Genomic DNA, 16,155 nt, shown 5'->3' with positions numbered 1-16,155 from the left:
CGGATTATGGAAACACTAGAATTTGTGATTTATCCAGATGGCCGCGTACAGGAAACAGTCACCGGCATTGTCGGTGCTTCCTGCGCTGAGGTAACTGCTGCTATTGAAGCCCAGCTTGGCGTGGTGCTTCATCAAGAGTCAACATCTGAATATTTCGCGCTTGCGCTCAATCAGTCAGCCGAAGCGACGGCCCAAGTGGCTTTTAGCGATTGGTAATCTTTTTTGTTGAGTTCACTTAAATTTTTTTGGGAATCACCATGTCACACTTTAGCCAAATTAAGACCCAGATCCGCAATTTGAATTCTTTGGAAGCTGCTTTAACTGATTTGGGTATCGACTGGAAGTCGGGCCCGACTGAGGTGCGCGGCTATCGCGGCCTCACCAGCACCGCTGAGGTTGTAATCGAGCAAGAAAACGGCTATGACTTAGGTTTTAGCTGGAACGGGACTGAGTATGAATTGGTGGCAGATCTGCAATTTTGGCAGCAAGCTTGGTCTGTAGACCGTTTTCTGAATAAGGTGACTCAGCGCTATGCTTACCATACTGTGGTTAATGAAAGCGCTAAGCAGGGTTTCCAAGTTTCTGAGCAAAAGCAAAATCAAGACGGTTCGATCCGCTTGGTGGTTCAGCGCTGGTGTGCTTAAAAATTTACAGATTGTTCGCAGCCAGGAATGCAAGTCGTTGCTGGCGATCGGGGAAAGATTCGAGTCCGCCTGGACTTATTGATTATTCTGAGGGGTCTAAATGTCTGAGCTTTCTGGACTCGGAATAGATACAGCAAGCGATCGCACTGGTTTGGAGCCGGAGTTGGGCGGATTTTTGCGGGATGCGCCCGATCGCTCTGGTTTGGAACCGGAATTAGGCGGTGTGTTTCGCCAAAAAGGTGTCTATGTTGATGAGATTACCTGTATTGGCTGTAAGCACTGCGCTCATGTTGCTCGCAATACTTTCTACATTGAGCCGGATTACGGGCGATCGCGCGTAGTCCGACAAGACGGTGATTCTGAGGAGTTGATTGCTGAGGCGATCGACACTTGTCCGGTGAATTGCATTCACTGGGTTGATTACACCGAACTCAAGAATCTGGAAGAAGAACGCAAGGATCAGGTGATTCCTGTCGTTGGTTTTCCCGTAGATATGGCTACGGTTCAGGCCGGCATTCGCCAGCGCCAAAAAAATAAGGGCGATCGTCAGTTCAAAGGTAGCCATTGAAATCCACAATCAAAATCCACAGCTTGAAACAATCAGCAAAAAACAAAGCCCGCCTGCGCGGGCATTTTTATACAATATATAACTTTCACTTACTCTTAGTCCGCGGAGGCGGACTTCGTTTGTATAGTCGCGGTTTCAACCGCCGAGTCATCTGCTTATTTCAAAGGATGATGTTCCGCGAGAATTTTCTCAACTCTCGCTTCGTCGATTCTGGCAGTTAATGTTGTTGCTTCATTGTTATCGCGAATGGTTTTTGCTAAAGTAAAAGACGAACCCACCGAAAAAGTTAAACCCATACCCATAAAAGCTTTTTGCCAAGGATCTACCTGTAAATAAATCACACCAACAGTAGTTGCAGAAATGGCAACAATAAAAGAAACCCAGCACTGAAGAATCCAAGCATTAGTATCTTTTTGACGTATGATTTGTTGTGACATAATCTTTAAGCCCCAAATATATTTTTTGGTTGATTAACTTATACAATAATGAGCGTGAATGAAGCGGTCAGGAGAACAAAGGACAGTTTCTAGAAGTGCACAGGGCGATCGGGCTTTTGATTAAAAACTACAACCCTGTAGATAGGTTTTCATACTCTTTGAGCCTGGAAGGGAGTAGACAGTTTATAAACTGGACTAATCGAGATTAACTTTGAGATGATTTACTCACTGGTTTTAGGGAGGATTCTCAAAAGTTCCTTTTGGTTCTTGCAGGGCTTTACCAAACCCGACTGGTACACCTTAGCGATGAAAGGAGCTGGATTCCCCCGCATAAATCCTCGCATATTTTCTAAGGCATTTACAAAAGCTTGTGCGACTATAACTCCAGAAACATCGCCACCCACAAATGCAAACAGCCGTACATTACCTTGAGCCACGGCCAATAACTCCAAAGGACGACTAGCAATTTTCTTGTCCTTTGTAAGTACAACCCAATTGCTTTCTCCAACTATCCTCAGCCAATCCTCATCCTTGACGTCTTTCCGCTTAAAATGATCGTCATGAATTTCTACTGTCGCCCCCGCATTTCGTAACGAATCTGCCAGTTTTGTTCCTAAACATCGATCGATGAAAAATATCTCATTCATGCTACTAGCGGAAGTTCGCAGCGAATACCTTCCTCTATTTGGAGCCGATCGCAATTATAGTCCTCAGCAAGTTCATCGATGGAATCACCCGCTTTGTAACGTTCTGCCAGCATAGCTGTGGGAATGCCAGTTCCAGCCAAAACAGGGCGGCCAAAGGAGATTGTGGGGTCAATCATCACTGTTTTAGGTTCGTCGGAACCTGGTAGCTTCGTGAAAGGGAAGAGTTTGATAGGTAATCCAGCTTCATCTCGTACAATGCGATCGAAATAAATGTCTAGAATCTGCCTCGCTTCCTGTTTCCTGCCGGAGGCTGCAAGCTTCTGTCCGCATCTCTCAAACAAAAGAGCAATTCCCTCGACTTGAAACTCAATTCGAGCGTATAAGTGAGGAGTAGAAAAATTACGGTTGACACATTTGAGAGTGGTGCTAAGTTGTTTTCGGGAGAAGCCAGTAGCCTTAACAATAGCAATCAACACATGAGCCTCTACCAAATTGGTAAAAGAAAGTAGTCTAGTTTTGGACTGGGGCAGCAGTTCAAGATTATGGTGTTGAGGTAACTCAATCAACGGCTCAAAGAAGTGCTTGTCCGTTTTTGTTTGCGAGTACCAGCCAACAACCCAATGTCGCAACATATCTCTTCGCAGCCTGAGATATTGTGCTGCTTGAGGGATAGAATATATCGGAATATCCCGCAGTTCAAAGTTGTTAGTATCAAGCATAGCAGTTGTCCTAATCCTAAATACTTATATTTTTGCACAAGAAGCGGGCGATCGCAAAAATCTCTCCATTCAATACCCAGATACCCGACTTCTTCAAGAAATCGGGTATCTAAAGCAACCTAATTAACTCCTAAAAGCGCTGTATCTACTTATTTTTCTGCTGAGTCTTAGCTTGTTCGATCGCAATTTCCCTCACAGCTTGGAAAGAACTCAAATTCGACGAACCCTCAATCGCCTTCACCGCCAAATCTTGAACCTGTTTCAAAGCAGAATCAAGTTGCTGTGACAAACTAGCAAGCCGCGCATCTTGATTTTGAATAGTCTGCAACATTCCTTGAATTTGCAGTTCATAATTTTGCTTTTGTCCTTCAATATCTTTAGCCAACAAATCCGCCTTAACCTTAGCTTGATAATTGCCAATATTGCGACCAGTATCCTTGCCATTCTTGATATTAGCTTCCAATTCCTTCGGGAAAACTTCCACCTTAGCCTTAACATCCGCAGACAAACTTTCCCGTTCCGAAATAGATTTTTCGCGTTCCGCCCACTGTTTCTCCTGTTCCTGGCGAAACTCTTCAATTTCTTGATAAAGCCTTTGCTGGCGCTGTTCGTATTCTTCGATATCAAGATTTCGCTGAAGATTCAGATCGTAATCATACAACTCCTCATCCCGGCTGCGATCTTTTTGCTGATTATCATTACGTTCTGTAACAGTCAACTTTTGCAATTCCTGCTCTTTTTCCCAAGCCAGCCGCAGTTCTAACAACTCCTGTTCAACAGTTTCGCGCCGTTCGCTGAGTTCGTCAGTAAAAGTTTTCGCACTTTCTTCGTACTGCTGAATTAAATTATCCAGCGTATCTTCCGCAACATCTTCTAAACTGTGCAACTCTTGCAGTTGTTGAACTTCCTCCCCCACAACGCGCCGCAATTCTTCCAATTTAGTAGCTTCGGAAGTTAACTTTTCAGACAACTCGCTGACAGCGCCACCAAAGCCAAATTGCAGCAAAATCAGATTGTCGATTGTGGACTGCATTTTTTGTTGAGTTTGAGTTAAAACCATTGATTTTTGTGCCTCCACAATAAGTTTTTCAGGAACTGCTGCTTGCTTTGGGGAAGCATTTAGCTGTTTGATTTGCAATTCTAATGCAGCTTTTTCTTGCGCGGCTTCCTTGTACGCTTCTAAGATTTCAGCCTTGGTGCTTTTGTCGCTAACTTTTTTGTTCACAACTTTCCATCTCTTAATAGTTGGGCAAATTTGGTCTGGTTTCAATTCTAATTCTTAGTCTCGCGTTGCGCGGACTTCGTTTGTGTAGTCGCGGTTTCAACGGCCGAGTAATCTTTAAGCTTTGCTAGCAAAAGCTTTCATTGCCAAATCTTGCGCTTGCTTTATCGTAGCTTGCAGTTGCGCGGAAATCTCAGCAATTTGTTCAGTTTGCCGCGCAATTGTCTGCTGTAAAGATTGCACTTTCAACTCATATCCCTGCTTGCTTCCTTCCCATTCCTTGTCCGCTAAATCTGCCTTGACTTTAGCTTCGCGGGAAACTTCTTGAATAGCTTCTTCTTTGGCTTTCATATAAGCCTGTTTGAGTTCTTCTTCAAATCCAGCGGCTTTCCTTTGATTCTCTTCAAACTCCGCTTGATTGTCGCTGAGGGCTTTTTCTCTTTCCGCCCAGTTTTTGTCTTTTTCGCGGGTAGATTCTTGCAATTCCCGTTCTAGTTTGCGCTTCGTTTCTTCGTATTCGTCGGTTTCAATTTTGCGATCGCGCTGCAATTCGTATTGATAATCGGCTGTTTCCTGCTGGCGCTGTTTAGTTGTGAGTGCAGTTTGTTCTTGAAATGCTGCATCAAATTCTTGCTGTTCTTTTTCCCAAATCTTGCGCTTTTGGGTTGTATCTTTTTCCAGGACTTCGCGCTGGTTGGCGGCGTTTTGTTCGAGGAGCGTCAGTTTTTCCCGGTGCTCTTGAGTTAAAATGTGGAGAGCATCTGCTACAACTCTAACTTGCTGCAACTCCTGCAATTGTTCGGCTTCAATTTCGATCGCCCGTTTTAATTCATCTAATTTCGCAGATTCCGCCTTCAGTTTTTCCGAAAGTCCGCTGGTGATGCTACCGAAATCTAATTGCAAGTCTGCCAAGCCTTTAACAATACTGTCTATTGTGTAGGTAGAAGCAACTTCTAGGAGTTGTTTGCTTTTGGCTTTTTCCGCTGACTGTTCCTTAGTTTCGACTTTAGATTCAATCTTTTTTTTGTCTGCTAAAATCTGCTGAAAATTTTGCAAAATCTTGGTTTTGCTATCTTTGGCTGTTGCTAGTGTCATAAGGTTTGTTGCTCCTGATTCAAATTTTTGCAGGGTTGGCTTGTGAGACGTTTTTAGCTATTCTAAGTTCCGCAGTTGGCTGAGAATAGCTCGGTATTCTTTGGCTGCATTCGGTGGAAAGTCGGGATTATTGCTGTCTAGAGATTTGAGAATTTTTTGACAGCGATCGCACCGATTGCTTGGCCAGCATTCGCACTCCTCAACTATACTTAAAAGCGTGTTTTTTAGCAGTTGATTTTCCGATAGCAAAGCTCGGTAATTCCGCCGGATAGATTCGGCAACTACAGTCATGTGCTGGAAGTCTTCGGTAAGACTTTCGATGTCGTTGACTGTATCATCCCGAATGCGATCGAGCATCTCGAAATTCTCTCTCAAACGGCTTTCTTGCAGGTTTGGTTTGATTTTAATTTTAGTGACTTTTTTCATTTTACTCTTCGTTGTCACAGTTACGGAAAAAGCGCGATTAAATCGCGCCTTTTCCACAAAATTAGAACAAGTCAGCAGTTGCTCTATCTTCCGCTGACGGTAGCGACATACCGCCGTTAGAATTCAAAGCAATAGCATCGTTTTCACCGCTAGTGTGAGCGGCCATCAAGGACGCAACTTGTGCTGCTGGTAGGTTATCTAAACAGATCATAGCCCTGGTTCCTTCTAAGTCAATCATCCGCGATTGATTGCTCGGATCGGACAAAACTGCTGCTGCTTGATCGATGACTGCCCAGTCTTTTCGCTCCATCCAAGACCATTTTAAACTGTAGTAATTAATTGGTTTTACTACTCCGCTGTCGTCTGGCTTTTGACCGGAATGTTTGACGAATTCGGGAACAAAGATTCCGGTTGCCGGCTCTACGCCGCGTGATTGAACTGATGCGACTAAACGGTTAAAATCGTTCAAGCTGCGGTTTTTGATGTATGTCACCATGACAACTCCTTGGGGGAGTTCGCCTGTTTCTGCGACGAACCAAAGTTGACCCCAAAGTGTGTGGGAAGTTTGACCGAGGGAACCGAAAAATTTGGCAAATTTAAGGATGGTAATCGAACACTTGGAACCGTAATCGGTATCGCCGATCGCCCATTGGCCGCTTTGGCAATTGTTGCGGACTGCGATCGGGATTTCTGGTACTAGCAAAGCATTGCTCGGTTTGGCTCCAAATACTGAAAATGTAGGTCTTTCTTTTGTAGTAGTCATTGTTGTTTTTCCTTAGTTCTTTATTGATTTACAGGCAATTGGTAATTGGTAATTGGTAATTGGGAATCGGTAATTGGTAATTGGGAATTGGTAATTGGCTAATTCTCCCCCTCTCCCCATCTCCCCATCTCCCCATCTCCCCCTCTCCCCATCTCCCCCTCTCCCCATCTCTCCATCTCCCCTTCCGATTACCGAATGAGATGTGTTGTAGCTTTTGGTTCGGGATAGGTATACTCCAGCATCGCCTCTTGTTGAGCTTTGATAATCCGCAGGGCGGTGAGCAAATGCTCTAAGGTTTCTAGGTGGGCTGGGGTGAAGTGGATGCTGAAGCCTTCGCCATCCCGCGCGTAGCCCGGACAAACCAGTGAGGCTGAGCTTTGTTCTTCGTGGGTGGCGATGTATAGCCAGTCATCGTCTTCGAGCTTGTAATGCGTGTCTGTCCAGGTTCTCAGCATTTGCTATCTGTTCCTCCTTATTTGCTGCGTACAAGGGTTTAGATCCGGGTGGCATCGCTCCTCTCAAGTTTGCAGCGCTATATATAGCGTGTTTTTTAGATTGTTTCCACTTTTTACCACAGCAGTGCGGTCAAAGGAGTTGACTAAAGGGTCAACTAAATTTATAGTAACGTATGTTGATTTTCCCGTCAAGTATTTTGTTGAAGTTTTCATCAAAACAGGCTAGAATGCTTGTCAGGAGGCGAAAAACCGTGGAACAAACATTTGGAAGACTGATCCGTCAAGCTCGCAAGGATAAGGCTTACTCACAACGTGAGCTTGCTGCTATGCTAAGTGTGGATTTTACTTATTTGTCGAAGTTGGAGAACGATCGCGCCGATTATGCGCCAAAAGAGGACGTAATTCGAGCATTGGCGCGGAATCTCGATATTAACGAAGAGGAATTGATTTTTTTGGCGGGTAGGCTGCCTCAGCAGTACGAAGCGCTGCTGAAGCAAAATCCGAAGGAAATGCAGGCTCTTTTCCGCCGGATGCAAGAAAATCCAGATTGGCTCAAACAATCTTTTGAAGCGTAAGAGAGGCCCCTGATAGTGAGTATTTTTAAACCGTATTGCTTCTATCCCAAAGAATCGATCGAGCGTTTGGCAAATGACATCCTGATGCAGATGCAGAAAACGCAAAAGTTTGCTCCGAAATGGCCTTTTGAAGCGACGACGGTTGCTGATTTTCTGGATTTGGGCGTAGTTTGGGACTACATTGAGCCGGATGAAGAAGGTGCGATCGCCGCCAGGATTTTACCCCAGCAGCGGTTAATCGAAATCAACGAATTGATTCTCGAAAAACCGCCGGGGTTCATCGAATCGACGATCGCCCACGAAATCGGCCACTGGGTGCTGCACGTCAATCAAGACGAAGCAGACGGTACTGTGGAACAGTTAGAACTCAATTTGGGCGATCGAGAAAAAACAGCGTCTGATGTCGAAGAACCGTTTGTGTGTCGGGGTGCGATCGCCAATACCAAAATTGCGTCGATCGAATGGCAAGCCCAATATTTTGCAAGCTGTTTGTTAATGCCCCGAGGTGTTTTGGAAGATAAAAGAAAGGGACGCGATTTAACAAAATGGTCGCATTTATACAAAATGAGAGATGAATTGGGAGTGAGCATTTCTAACTTGACAAACCGTTTGCAAGAATTCGACTGGATTTATATTCCCAAGGGAACGCGCGAGATTTATGCCGGGAAAGATGCGGCAAACGGGCAACAGCGGTTGTTTGGATAAAATTTGATTCAATTTGAGGTTTGAGAGAAATGTTCAAACCTCAGCTTTTTTTGGTGTAAGGAATGGCGGAAATAATATCAGGGAATAGTGCAGAAGAGCGAAACTGGAGACAAGACAAGACAAGCTGCTTACCAAGCAGGAGATTGAGAGATTGAAAATAGGAGAAATTGACATACACGAAATCAAAAACGAAGAAAATGCCTCTAAAAAAGACCTTTACAAAGACAGAGATGGAAACATATATGTCAAACCTAAAGGCGGTATGAGTCCGGGCGAACCAACAGATATAAACATTAATGATTTCTAATCATATTAAACAGGAGTTTGAGGATGGAATCAGAGATTTACGCTTATTTTGCCTTAATTGGAACTGACTTATCTCCAGAAGAGGTAACAGAAAAAGTCGGCATAAAACCAAGTAAAACTTGGAAAATTGGCGATTTAATTCACTCAAAGGCTACTATCCGCAAAAAGTACAATGGCTGGAGAGTAGATTCTCAACTTAGCAAGTCGGACGACTTAGAATCTCACATTAAATCTGTGATGGAACAACTTCAACCGGGATGGCTATCTTTGGTAGAGTTGTGTAAGCATTGTAAAGTCGAGATTTCTTGCGTCATTTATTACAGAAGTGGCAGCATCCCAGCGATTCATTTTGATAAATATATTGTTGAAAAAGTACATCAATTGAATGCGGCAATTGATGTAGATTTTTATGTTTTGCCAGAGGAGACTGCCTCGGATGAAGCAGTAGCAGCATGAGGGGTATAGGGCAATACGGTTCACTTAAGACAGATCCCCCCTAACCCCCCTTGAAAAAGGGGGGGACAAGAATGCTCTCAAAGTCCCCCTTCTTAAGGGGGATTTAGGGGGATCTCCGGCGCATAAATAGTGTTAAGTAAACCGTATTGGGGTATAGGGTTGTTCTGCAAAGAGCGATCGCCCTTTTAGTCTCATTGCTTCCTCCTGTGGTACAGTATGAATGAAAAAAATCAAGGCTTACGCATGGTGGCTAGAAACCGGGTTTCTGAGGTCAGGGCGCGTAAGTCCTAAAAATTTATCCTGTTCAAATTATGCTAACGAATATTGAAATCCTGCTGGCAGCTTGTGAGGAATTAAATATCCCTTGCGAAATCCTGCATCCTACCCAAAACTTGATTAGAATCAAACACGGCGGCGAAGAATATTATTTTGTCAATTACATGACGCCATTTAACAGCGCGTCAGCAGCAGAGATTTTTAAAGACAAAGAATATACCTATCAACTATTAAACGGCAAGATAAATACTCCCAAAACTCTCAGTTTTGTCTCGCCTCACTGCGAGGAGAAGTATAAAAAGTATTTGAGTTTCCCAGATATTGAATCAATTGTTTTAGAAGTAAACAAAAAATTCGCTTTCCCGGTGATTCTCAAAAGAAATCGCGGTGCTGGTGGCAACAATGTTTTTTTATGTAAAACTATAGAGCAAATTAAAGAAGCCCTAGAAATTATATTTAACGTCAACAGCAAAGATTATGACTATGTGGCGCTAGCTCAAGAATATATCGAAATTGCCCACGAATATCGGGCTGTATTCTGCAAAGAAAAGCTAGTTTTGCTGTACGAAAAAGACAAATCTCAGGCTGAATTTGCGGGGAACTTAAGCCCGCTGCACTGGGAAGGTGCAAAAGCTAAACATATAATTAATCCCGCTCTCATGTCGGAGATTGAAGATTTTGTTAAACCTGTTTTTGATGAAATGGCGATTAATTATGCGGGGCTTGACATTGCGCTAGATAAAAACGGACAATATTGGTTGATTGAAATTAACTCAAGTCCCAATTACGATATTTTTGTGAGAGATAACGATCGCCAAATTGTCGTAACAATGTTTAAAGGTCTTCTGGAGAGCTTGATTGTTGACAAAAAGCCGTAAATGCTCGATTTTAGAGATACGCTACAATTAACTAAATCCCTATCTCAAAAAAAAGTAAAAGCTATGACATCACAACTTTTAGAACTAGAGGGAACGTGGGAAGAGATTCTCGCCCTATCCGAAAAATTTGCCGGACGCAGAGTTCGGATCGTCGTTCTTGCTAACGAAGATGAAGAAGCACTCCCATCTCCCGAAGAAAGTTTTCGACAAGCATGGCTAGAAATAAAGACAGGAAAAACTAGACCTGTATCAGAACTGTGGGATGGAATTGATACAGCGATCGACATGATGGAGTCTCTGCCAGAAACTTTACAGCAGCAAGTAGCAGAATACTTGAAAGAGTATATCGCAGAATTAAAAGATGAGCTTCAATGGGAAGAATCTTTCGAGAAAACGCAACCGCAACTTGTGGCTGCTGCCCAACGCGCAAAACAAGAAATTGTTTTTTGCGACGAAACGTTGAAGTCAGCAGAAGAGTGTTTTCGTCAAGGATGGAAGGAAGCAATGACAGGAGACACTGTACCGCTTTCTGAACTGTGGGAGGGAATTGATGCAGAATAATCCTCCTTTAAGGAAGATCATACCGACACGAGAATTTCAACGCGACTTGCGGGTTCTCTCTAAAAAGTACCGCCATATTCGATCAGATGTTCAGCCGATTATTGAAAAACTGCAAGCTGGAGAGTTGCTGGGGATTCCGATACCTGGGACTGGTTACGAGATATTTAAGGTGCGTGTCAAAAACAGCGACATTCAAAAAGGAAAAAGCGGTGGATATAGATTCATTTACTATCTTCAAACAATGACGATGGTAATCTTGATTGCCATTTATTCAAAATCAGAACAATCAGATATTGCATCCGATCGGATTTTAGCAATTATCAGCGAATTTAACGAGTTGATTGAAAATCCAGGAGAAACGACAGAAGAAATACAAGATAAGGACTAAAGTTTATAATTAATTAAATTCAAATCTTGAAAAAAGGCAACGGAGGACACGGCAGTGCGGTGTCCCTACCCTGAAATAATCATGAGCACTCGATGAGAGATGTCACCATTGCCAGATTAATTGTAGGGAAACGGCACTGCCGTGTCCTGATTTTGGGTAATATAACTTCTGGTGGCATCGGTATTGTTCAAGATTTTGGAAGGACTAAAGTCCTTACTACAAACTTTAAATTACATTCTTTCCAATACCTTAATCCCCAACAACTCCAAACCCAATTTCAAAGTCCTCGCCGTCAAATCGCACAAAATTAACCGCGAAGTCCGCAACGGTTCCTCAGCTTTCAACACCGGACATTGCTCAAAAAATTGATTGAACTTTTGACTCAATTCAAACAAATACTGACAAATCCGATTCGGCAACAAATCGCCCTCAACAGCATTTATGACTTCGCTGAACAGCAATAAATGCTTGGCTAAAACTAACTCCGCATCAGATTGCAAAACTACTGGCGCGCTAGCATCTAAATTATCGAAATCAATCCCGCCTTTGCGACCAATTCCCTGCACGCGCGCGTAAGCATACAGCATATAAGGAGCGGTATTTCCTTGCAATGCGAGCATTTTGTCGTAACTAAATACATAGTTGCTGGCGCGATTTTGACTTAAATCGGCATACTTAACGGCACTCAAACCCACTACGCGACCTACGTTAGCAATAAACTCTTCCGTTTCGTGTCTTTCCTCTTCTTCTAATCTTTTTTTCAAATCTTTGCGGAAACGGACGATCGCCTCATCGAGCAAATCCTGCAAGCGCACAGCTTCTCCTGAACGGGTTTTTAATCTTTTGCCTTCTTCTCCCAAGACTAAACCGAAGGGAACGTGGACAATTTCGACATCTTCGGGAATCCAACCGGCTTTTCTGGCTACGGCAAATACTTGGGCGAAATGGTTGGCTTGTCCTGAATCTGTGACGTAAATGATGCGCTTTGCACTGTCGTTTTGGATGCGGTAGCGGATGGCTGCTAAATCTGTTGTTGCATAGTTGTAGCCGCCGTCGGTTTTCTGGACGATTAAAGGTAGTGGTTCGCCTTCTTTGTTGGTGAAACCTTCTACAAAAACGCATTTCGCGCCGTCACTTTCTACTAGCAAACCTAAATTGGTTAAATCTTCGACTACTGCGGGCAATAATGGATTGTAAAAAGATTCGCCGCGTTCGGTTAATTTGATATCGAGCAAATCGTATATTACTTGGAATTCGCGGCGCGATTGATCGCACAGCAATTTCCAAGCGCGGCGGGTGTCTTCTGCGCCTGCTTGCAGTTTTACTACTTCTTGGCGGGCGGTTTCTTTGAAGGTTTCGTCTGTGTCAAAGCGCTGTTTTGCTTGGCGGTAAAATGCGACTAAATCTCCTAAGTCTAGGGCGTCAGCGGTTGTGAGGGCTTCGGGGTGAACTTCGCGCAAGTATGCGATCAGCATTCCGAATTGGGTGCCCCAGTCGCCGATGTGGTTGATTCTGAGTACGTCGTGGCCTTGGAATTCGAGGGTGCGGGCGATCGCATCGCCGATGATTGTCGATCGCAAGTGTCCGACGTGCATTTCTTTGGCTATATTCGGGCTCGAAAAGTCGATCGCCACTCTCTGAGGCGTTTTCGCCGGTTCAATCCCCAAACGGGTGTCGGCGGCGATCGCACTAATTTGCGCTTCCAAATAAGCCGGTTTGAGCTTCAAATTGATAAAACCGGGCCCGGCGATTTCTGGGGTTTCGCAGATGTCGGCGATGTCGAGATTTTCGATGATTGTAGAGGCGATCGCCCGTGGGGGTTTTCCTAACTTTTTGCCCAAACTCATAGCTGCATTGCACTGAAAGTCCCCAAACTTGGGATTTCCCGCAGGGGCTAGCATCGGATCTGTACCCGCATAACTCTCGCCGAATGCGGAGGTGAAGGCTTTTTCAAATCTGGTTTTTAACTGTTGGGCGATCGAGTTCATCTTTAATATTTTGATTGGATATTTATTTTAAACGCTAGGGGTTGAGGTCGATCGCAACTTTTAGCTTTACTGCTGGGGGGATTTCCCCCTCGATAATATTTTCTATCCTGACCTCAATCACAGCGTTTCGTATCTTAGATTACAGATTATCACAATGCCGATCGCCAAACAAACCCGTCAAGATCACATATAGTCAACGATCGCGATCGCTAAATAATTTTGTTAAATCGCTTACATTAAGGTATGTTAAAATTTTTTCAATGCTCCCAAAAATCCTACGAAAGGAAGTAGTTATGTTATCTCAACCTGTTTTTGGCGATCGTTCTCTGACCCAAGCCTTTTATCAAGCAGTAATCGATCGCTTCTACAACGGTTTCAGTCTCTCCACCGAAGCACTATTACGAGACTGTACCCTCGGCTTCGCCCCCTGTCCCGATGGAGTCAAAACCTTTTTCATTATCGCGCCGAGTCTCGATGCAGCAGAGCAACTAATAGAAAAAATCGACAGTATTTTGGAGCGAGTTGCCGAACTCATGGCTGGAGTCGGACAAGTTGCCCTGTGCATAGTTCCCGCCTGCAGCGAAGCAGATCGACCGGTCGCTCTGCAAGACTTAGAAAAAGTTCCCCCAGATTGTCTGGCTTGCAAATTCTTTACTATTCTATGTGCCGATGCTGCTGCCGATCGCTAAAATTGACAGTTAGCAACCAGCAAATCGCTGCGATCTGCCCAAGCTGTGCAGCTTGCAGGCATCGAATAGATTGCTTGTTAGTTCAGTTGCTGGAATCTAGAGGGCAAATCGTGCAGGTAATTCGATCAAAAGCAACATTGCACTCGTTATAAAAGAGTGTTAAACAAGTCGGGAAAATTAATATATAAAAGGCTCGCTTGTCAGTCGCTCTGATTTTTACCTGCAGGCTCAAACAGCCGTGCATCTACTTTTTAGCTCCACCATCAAAGCCGCCAAAACGCCGCATAAAATTTCCGGGTGTCTCGCTTCAAAAGACAGTTGAGAGTTAGTAGAGCCTTTCGATCTCTCCTATGAGGTATAGGGCATAGGGCATAGGGCATAGGGCATAGGGCATAGGGCATAGGGCATAGGGCATAAGGCATACCTCACCACGCGATATATCGTTAGTAGTTAGTAGGGTGCGTCAGTCCCGATTTTTGACACAATTCAAACACTTTGAAACTGACGCACCTTACGGCGATATATCGCTAGTAGTTCGTAAGCTGTTGTGCATTTAAATTGTAGATTTTGATGACAATCAAAAATTGTCAAATTCTCTCCCCCGATCCCCCTCTCCCCCTCAATTGCCATACACAATCTATATGAGCAAAAGCTTAGGGTGCGTCAGTCCCGATTTTTGACACAATTCAAACACTTTGAAACTGACGCACCCTACGGCGATATATAGTGCGATCGCTCTGCCGCGATCGGAGAATTTGTTAAAAATTTAAGTTGAAAATTTTAATTATTAAATTTTATGTCTAATATGGGCGATAAAATCTAAGATTGAAATTCTCAAATCTCAAATTAAGCCCTCATGGTAAAACTGACACCGAACCCCAGCTTTAGTTTAACGATTCGCGTTGCTGTGCCGAACCAGCCGGGAATGCTCGCCAGCGTCATCAACGCGATCGCCTCTGCAGGCGGCAACTTAGGACAAATCGACTCGATCGAGCAAACCCGCGCTACTGCGGTGCGCGATATCACCGTCGATGCTTCGAGCACCGAGCACAGCGAAGAAATAGTCCAAGCAGTAAAAACGCTACCGGATATCAAAGTGATCGACGTGTACGATCGCACTTTCCACTTGCACCGAGGCGGAAAAATCACCGTAGAAAGCAAAATTTCCCTCAAACGCCAGTCTGATTTGGCAATGGCTTACACCCCCGGAGTCGGCCGCATCTGCACTGCGATCGCCAACGATCCGCAACAAGTTTACAACCTCACAATCAAACAAAATACTGTTGCCATTGTTACCGACGGCAGCGCAGTTTTAGGACTGGGAAACCTGGGGCCAGAGGCCGCCCTGCCGGTCATGGAAGGCAAAGCCATGCTATTTAAAGAATTTGCCGGAATTGATGCCTTTCCTATCTGTCTGAACACTCAAGATACCGAAGAAATTATTCGCACCGTGCAGATTATTGCCCCGGTTTTTGGGGGAGTGAATCTCGAAGATATTTCTTCTCCCCGCTGCTTTGAAATCGAAGCAAGATTGCGGGAAACTCTAGATATTCCGATTTTTCACGACGACCAGCACGGCACTGCGATTGTTAGTTTGGCAGCACTAATTAATGCCTTGAAAATTGTCAAAAAAACCCTTGCAGAAGTGTGTATCGTGATTAACGGTGCCGGTGCGGCCGGAGTCGCGATCGCCCGCTTGCTGCGCCAAGCAGGTGCCGAAAATATCATCATGTGCGACTCCAAAGGCGTCCTCTCCAAAGAGCGCACGGACATGAACCCAGAAAAACTAGAATTTGCTGTGGCCAAGGGCGGTACTTTGGCAGATGCGATCGCCGGTGCGGATGTATTTTTAGGCGTTAGCGCCCCCGGCGTGCTGACGCGATCGATGGTGCGATCGATGGCCGAGAATCCGATTGTTTTTGCAATGGCAAATCCCATTCCCGAAATTCAGCCAGAATTAATTATGGAAGATGCCGCAATTATTGCCACCGGACGCAGCGACTACCCAAATCAAATTAACAATGTTTTGGCATTTCCGGGGATATTTCGAGGTGCTTTGGACTGCAAAGCTAGCACGATTACGACCAGTATGTATTTGGGTGCAGCTTACGCGATCGCCTCTTTAGTCAGCTCTTCTCAACTTGACAAAGAACATATTATACCATCTGTTTTTGACGAAAGAGTTGCGATAGCAGTCGCCGATGCAGTGCAGTTGGCCGCCCGCGCCGAAGGTATCGCCCGCGATTAATTGAACGAAGTTCCGCAACGGATTCGATCGCAGATTTAACTGATGTAACGCATAGAGGGAAGTTCGGCTTCCTTAGTCGAACTTCCTTACCGAGTTATAAAAGTTACAA

At 44.5% G+C, this 16,155-nt stretch carries 21 protein-coding genes; 12 read left to right on the top strand and 9 right to left on the bottom strand.

Going from position 1 to position 16,155, the window contains the following annotated elements:
- The first annotated feature begins 6 nt into the window (after positions 1–6).
- From QUB13_RS05225 to QUB13_RS05215, 3 genes are all read left to right on the top strand, one after another.
- Positions 7–216 (top strand): DUF2997 domain-containing protein, encoded by a 210-nt coding sequence (locus QUB13_RS05225; protein ID WP_332966526.1) that lies wholly within the window; start codon positions 7–9, stop codon positions 214–216.
- A 41-nt stretch (positions 217–257) separates the two neighbouring features.
- A complete protein-coding gene (locus QUB13_RS05220) occupies positions 258–644 on the top strand; it encodes a DUF1257 domain-containing protein (protein ID WP_193974477.1) in 387 nt (128 codons plus the stop codon).
- Positions 645–744: 100 nt separating this feature from the next.
- Positions 745–1,212: a ferredoxin gene (locus QUB13_RS05215; RefSeq protein WP_333088695.1), complete on the top strand. Its 468-nt coding sequence runs from the start codon at positions 745–747 to the stop codon at positions 1,210–1,212.
- 155 nt (positions 1,213–1,367) lie between these two features.
- Here QUB13_RS05215 and QUB13_RS05210 read toward each other — a convergent pair whose 3' ends face one another.
- From QUB13_RS05210 to QUB13_RS05175, 8 genes are all read right to left on the bottom strand, one after another.
- On the bottom strand, positions 1,368–1,649 hold the full coding sequence (locus QUB13_RS05210) for a YiaA/YiaB family inner membrane protein (RefSeq protein ID WP_333379566.1): 282 nt from the start codon (positions 1,647–1,649) through the stop codon (positions 1,368–1,370).
- A gap of 221 nt (positions 1,650–1,870) precedes the next feature.
- Positions 1,871–2,296: a hypothetical protein gene (locus QUB13_RS05205; RefSeq protein ID WP_333379565.1), complete on the bottom strand. Its 426-nt coding sequence runs from the start codon at positions 2,294–2,296 to the stop codon at positions 1,871–1,873.
- On the bottom strand, positions 2,293–3,015 hold the full coding sequence (locus QUB13_RS05200; protein ID WP_333379564.1) for a DUF433 domain-containing protein: 723 nt from the start codon (positions 3,013–3,015) through the stop codon (positions 2,293–2,295). The genes QUB13_RS05205 and QUB13_RS05200 overlap by 4 nt, the downstream gene beginning before the upstream one ends.
- Positions 3,016–3,160: 145 nt before the next feature.
- Positions 3,161–4,240, bottom strand: coding sequence for a hypothetical protein (locus QUB13_RS05195; protein WP_333379563.1), 1,080 nt, complete (start codon positions 4,238–4,240; stop codon positions 3,161–3,163).
- A gap of 114 nt (positions 4,241–4,354) precedes the next feature.
- Positions 4,355–5,332 (bottom strand): hypothetical protein, encoded by a 978-nt coding sequence (locus QUB13_RS05190; protein WP_333379562.1) that lies wholly within the window; start codon positions 5,330–5,332, stop codon positions 4,355–4,357.
- Between the two features lie 57 nt (positions 5,333–5,389).
- Positions 5,390–5,758 carry a hypothetical protein gene (locus QUB13_RS05185; protein ID WP_333379561.1) on the bottom strand — a complete coding sequence of 123 codons (369 nt, stop codon included), beginning with the start codon at positions 5,756–5,758 and terminating at the stop codon, positions 5,390–5,392.
- A gap of 61 nt (positions 5,759–5,819) precedes the next feature.
- Entirely contained in the window at positions 5,820–6,521 is a 702-nt protein-coding gene (locus QUB13_RS05180; protein ID WP_333088707.1) for a hypothetical protein, read from the bottom strand.
- 188 nt (positions 6,522–6,709) lie between these two features.
- Positions 6,710–6,976, bottom strand: coding sequence for a hypothetical protein (locus QUB13_RS05175; protein WP_332966511.1), 267 nt, complete (start codon positions 6,974–6,976; stop codon positions 6,710–6,712).
- A gap of 251 nt (positions 6,977–7,227) precedes the next feature.
- Between QUB13_RS05175 and QUB13_RS05170 the strand changes: the two genes are divergently transcribed.
- The 7 genes from QUB13_RS05170 (at position 7,228) to QUB13_RS05140 (ending at position 11,121) form a co-directional block, all read left to right on the top strand.
- Positions 7,228–7,551: a helix-turn-helix domain-containing protein gene (locus tag QUB13_RS05170; RefSeq protein WP_172189318.1), complete on the top strand. Its 324-nt coding sequence runs from the start codon at positions 7,228–7,230 to the stop codon at positions 7,549–7,551.
- 15 nt (positions 7,552–7,566) lie between these two features.
- Positions 7,567–8,256, top strand: a complete 690-nt coding sequence (locus QUB13_RS05165) for an ImmA/IrrE family metallo-endopeptidase (protein WP_333379560.1) — start codon at positions 7,567–7,569, stop codon at positions 8,254–8,256.
- A 151-nt stretch (positions 8,257–8,407) separates the two neighbouring features.
- Positions 8,408–8,563 (top strand): polymorphic toxin type 33 domain-containing protein, encoded by a 156-nt coding sequence (locus tag QUB13_RS05160; RefSeq protein ID WP_333379559.1) that lies wholly within the window; start codon positions 8,408–8,410, stop codon positions 8,561–8,563.
- 23 nt (positions 8,564–8,586) lie between these two features.
- A complete protein-coding gene (locus QUB13_RS05155) occupies positions 8,587–9,018 on the top strand; it encodes a DUF4279 domain-containing protein (protein ID WP_106147661.1) in 432 nt (143 codons plus the stop codon).
- Positions 9,019–9,329: 311 nt separating this feature from the next.
- Positions 9,330–10,172 (top strand): ATP-grasp domain-containing protein, encoded by an 843-nt coding sequence (locus QUB13_RS05150; RefSeq protein ID WP_333379558.1) that lies wholly within the window; start codon positions 9,330–9,332, stop codon positions 10,170–10,172.
- On the top strand, positions 10,173–10,733 hold the full coding sequence (locus QUB13_RS05145) for a hypothetical protein (protein ID WP_333379557.1): 561 nt from the start codon (positions 10,173–10,175) through the stop codon (positions 10,731–10,733). It abuts the gene before it with no gap.
- Positions 10,723–11,121 (top strand): type II toxin-antitoxin system RelE/ParE family toxin, encoded by a 399-nt coding sequence (locus tag QUB13_RS05140; protein WP_333379556.1) that lies wholly within the window; start codon positions 10,723–10,725, stop codon positions 11,119–11,121. The genes QUB13_RS05145 and QUB13_RS05140 overlap by 11 nt, the downstream gene beginning before the upstream one ends.
- Before the next feature lie 230 nt (positions 11,122–11,351).
- Here the strand turns inward: QUB13_RS05140 and argS are convergent, their stop codons facing one another.
- Entirely contained in the window at positions 11,352–13,109 is a 1,758-nt protein-coding gene (gene argS, locus QUB13_RS05135; RefSeq protein WP_333379554.1) for an arginine--tRNA ligase, read from the bottom strand.
- A gap of 293 nt (positions 13,110–13,402) precedes the next feature.
- Here argS and QUB13_RS05130 point away from each other — a divergent pair, with 293 nt between their 5' ends.
- Both QUB13_RS05130 and QUB13_RS05125 read left to right on the top strand, forming a co-directional pair.
- A complete protein-coding gene (locus QUB13_RS05130) occupies positions 13,403–13,798 on the top strand; it encodes a hypothetical protein (RefSeq protein WP_333379552.1) in 396 nt (131 codons plus the stop codon).
- 856 nt (positions 13,799–14,654) lie between these two features.
- Entirely contained in the window at positions 14,655–16,046 is a 1,392-nt protein-coding gene (locus QUB13_RS05125) for a malic enzyme-like NAD(P)-binding protein (protein ID WP_333379550.1), read from the top strand.
- Positions 16,047–16,155: the final 109 nt, after the last annotated feature.

It is taken from the genome of Microcoleus sp. B4-D4 (assembly GCF_036705185.1).
Lineage (GTDB): Bacteria > Cyanobacteriota > Cyanobacteriia > Cyanobacteriales > Microcoleaceae > Microcoleus.
Note: the sequence above shows the minus strand (reverse complement) of the source record. Positions and strands in the feature narration are given on the sequence as shown.

What these genes read in the sequence shown, in the direction of transcription:
- QUB13_RS05225 (WP_332966526.1), top strand. Translation starts at nt 7, where the DNA reads ATGGAAACACTAGAATTTGTGATTTATCCAGATGGCCGCGTACAGGAA.
- QUB13_RS05220 (WP_193974477.1), top strand. Translation starts at nt 258, where the DNA reads ATGTCACACTTTAGCCAAATTAAGACCCAGATCCGCAATTTGAATTCT.
- QUB13_RS05215 (WP_333088695.1), top strand. Translation starts at nt 745, where the DNA reads ATGTCTGAGCTTTCTGGACTCGGAATAGATACAGCAAGCGATCGCACT.
- QUB13_RS05210 (WP_333379566.1), bottom strand. Translation starts at nt 1,649, where the DNA reads ATGTCACAACAAATCATACGTCAAAAAGATACTAATGCTTGGATTCTT.
- QUB13_RS05205 (WP_333379565.1), bottom strand. Translation starts at nt 2,296, where the DNA reads ATGAATGAGATATTTTTCATCGATCGATGTTTAGGAACAAAACTGGCA.
- QUB13_RS05200 (WP_333379564.1), bottom strand. Translation starts at nt 3,015, where the DNA reads ATGCTTGATACTAACAACTTTGAACTGCGGGATATTCCGATATATTCT.
- QUB13_RS05190 (WP_333379562.1), bottom strand. Translation starts at nt 5,332, where the DNA reads ATGACACTAGCAACAGCCAAAGATAGCAAAACCAAGATTTTGCAAAAT.
- QUB13_RS05185 (WP_333379561.1), bottom strand. Translation starts at nt 5,758, where the DNA reads ATGAAAAAAGTCACTAAAATTAAAATCAAACCAAACCTGCAAGAAAGC.
- QUB13_RS05180 (WP_333088707.1), bottom strand. Translation starts at nt 6,521, where the DNA reads ATGACTACTACAAAAGAAAGACCTACATTTTCAGTATTTGGAGCCAAA.
- QUB13_RS05175 (WP_332966511.1), bottom strand. Translation starts at nt 6,976, where the DNA reads ATGCTGAGAACCTGGACAGACACGCATTACAAGCTCGAAGACGATGAC.
- QUB13_RS05155 (WP_106147661.1), top strand. Translation starts at nt 8,587, where the DNA reads ATGGAATCAGAGATTTACGCTTATTTTGCCTTAATTGGAACTGACTTA.
- QUB13_RS05150 (WP_333379558.1), top strand. Translation starts at nt 9,330, where the DNA reads ATGCTAACGAATATTGAAATCCTGCTGGCAGCTTGTGAGGAATTAAAT.
- QUB13_RS05145 (WP_333379557.1), top strand. Translation starts at nt 10,173, where the DNA reads ATGCTCGATTTTAGAGATACGCTACAATTAACTAAATCCCTATCTCAA.
- QUB13_RS05140 (WP_333379556.1), top strand. Translation starts at nt 10,723, where the DNA reads ATGCAGAATAATCCTCCTTTAAGGAAGATCATACCGACACGAGAATTT.
- argS (WP_333379554.1), bottom strand. Translation starts at nt 13,109, where the DNA reads ATGAACTCGATCGCCCAACAGTTAAAAACCAGATTTGAAAAAGCCTTC.
- QUB13_RS05130 (WP_333379552.1), top strand. Translation starts at nt 13,403, where the DNA reads ATGTTATCTCAACCTGTTTTTGGCGATCGTTCTCTGACCCAAGCCTTT.
- QUB13_RS05125 (WP_333379550.1), top strand. Translation starts at nt 14,655, where the DNA reads ATGGTAAAACTGACACCGAACCCCAGCTTTAGTTTAACGATTCGCGTT.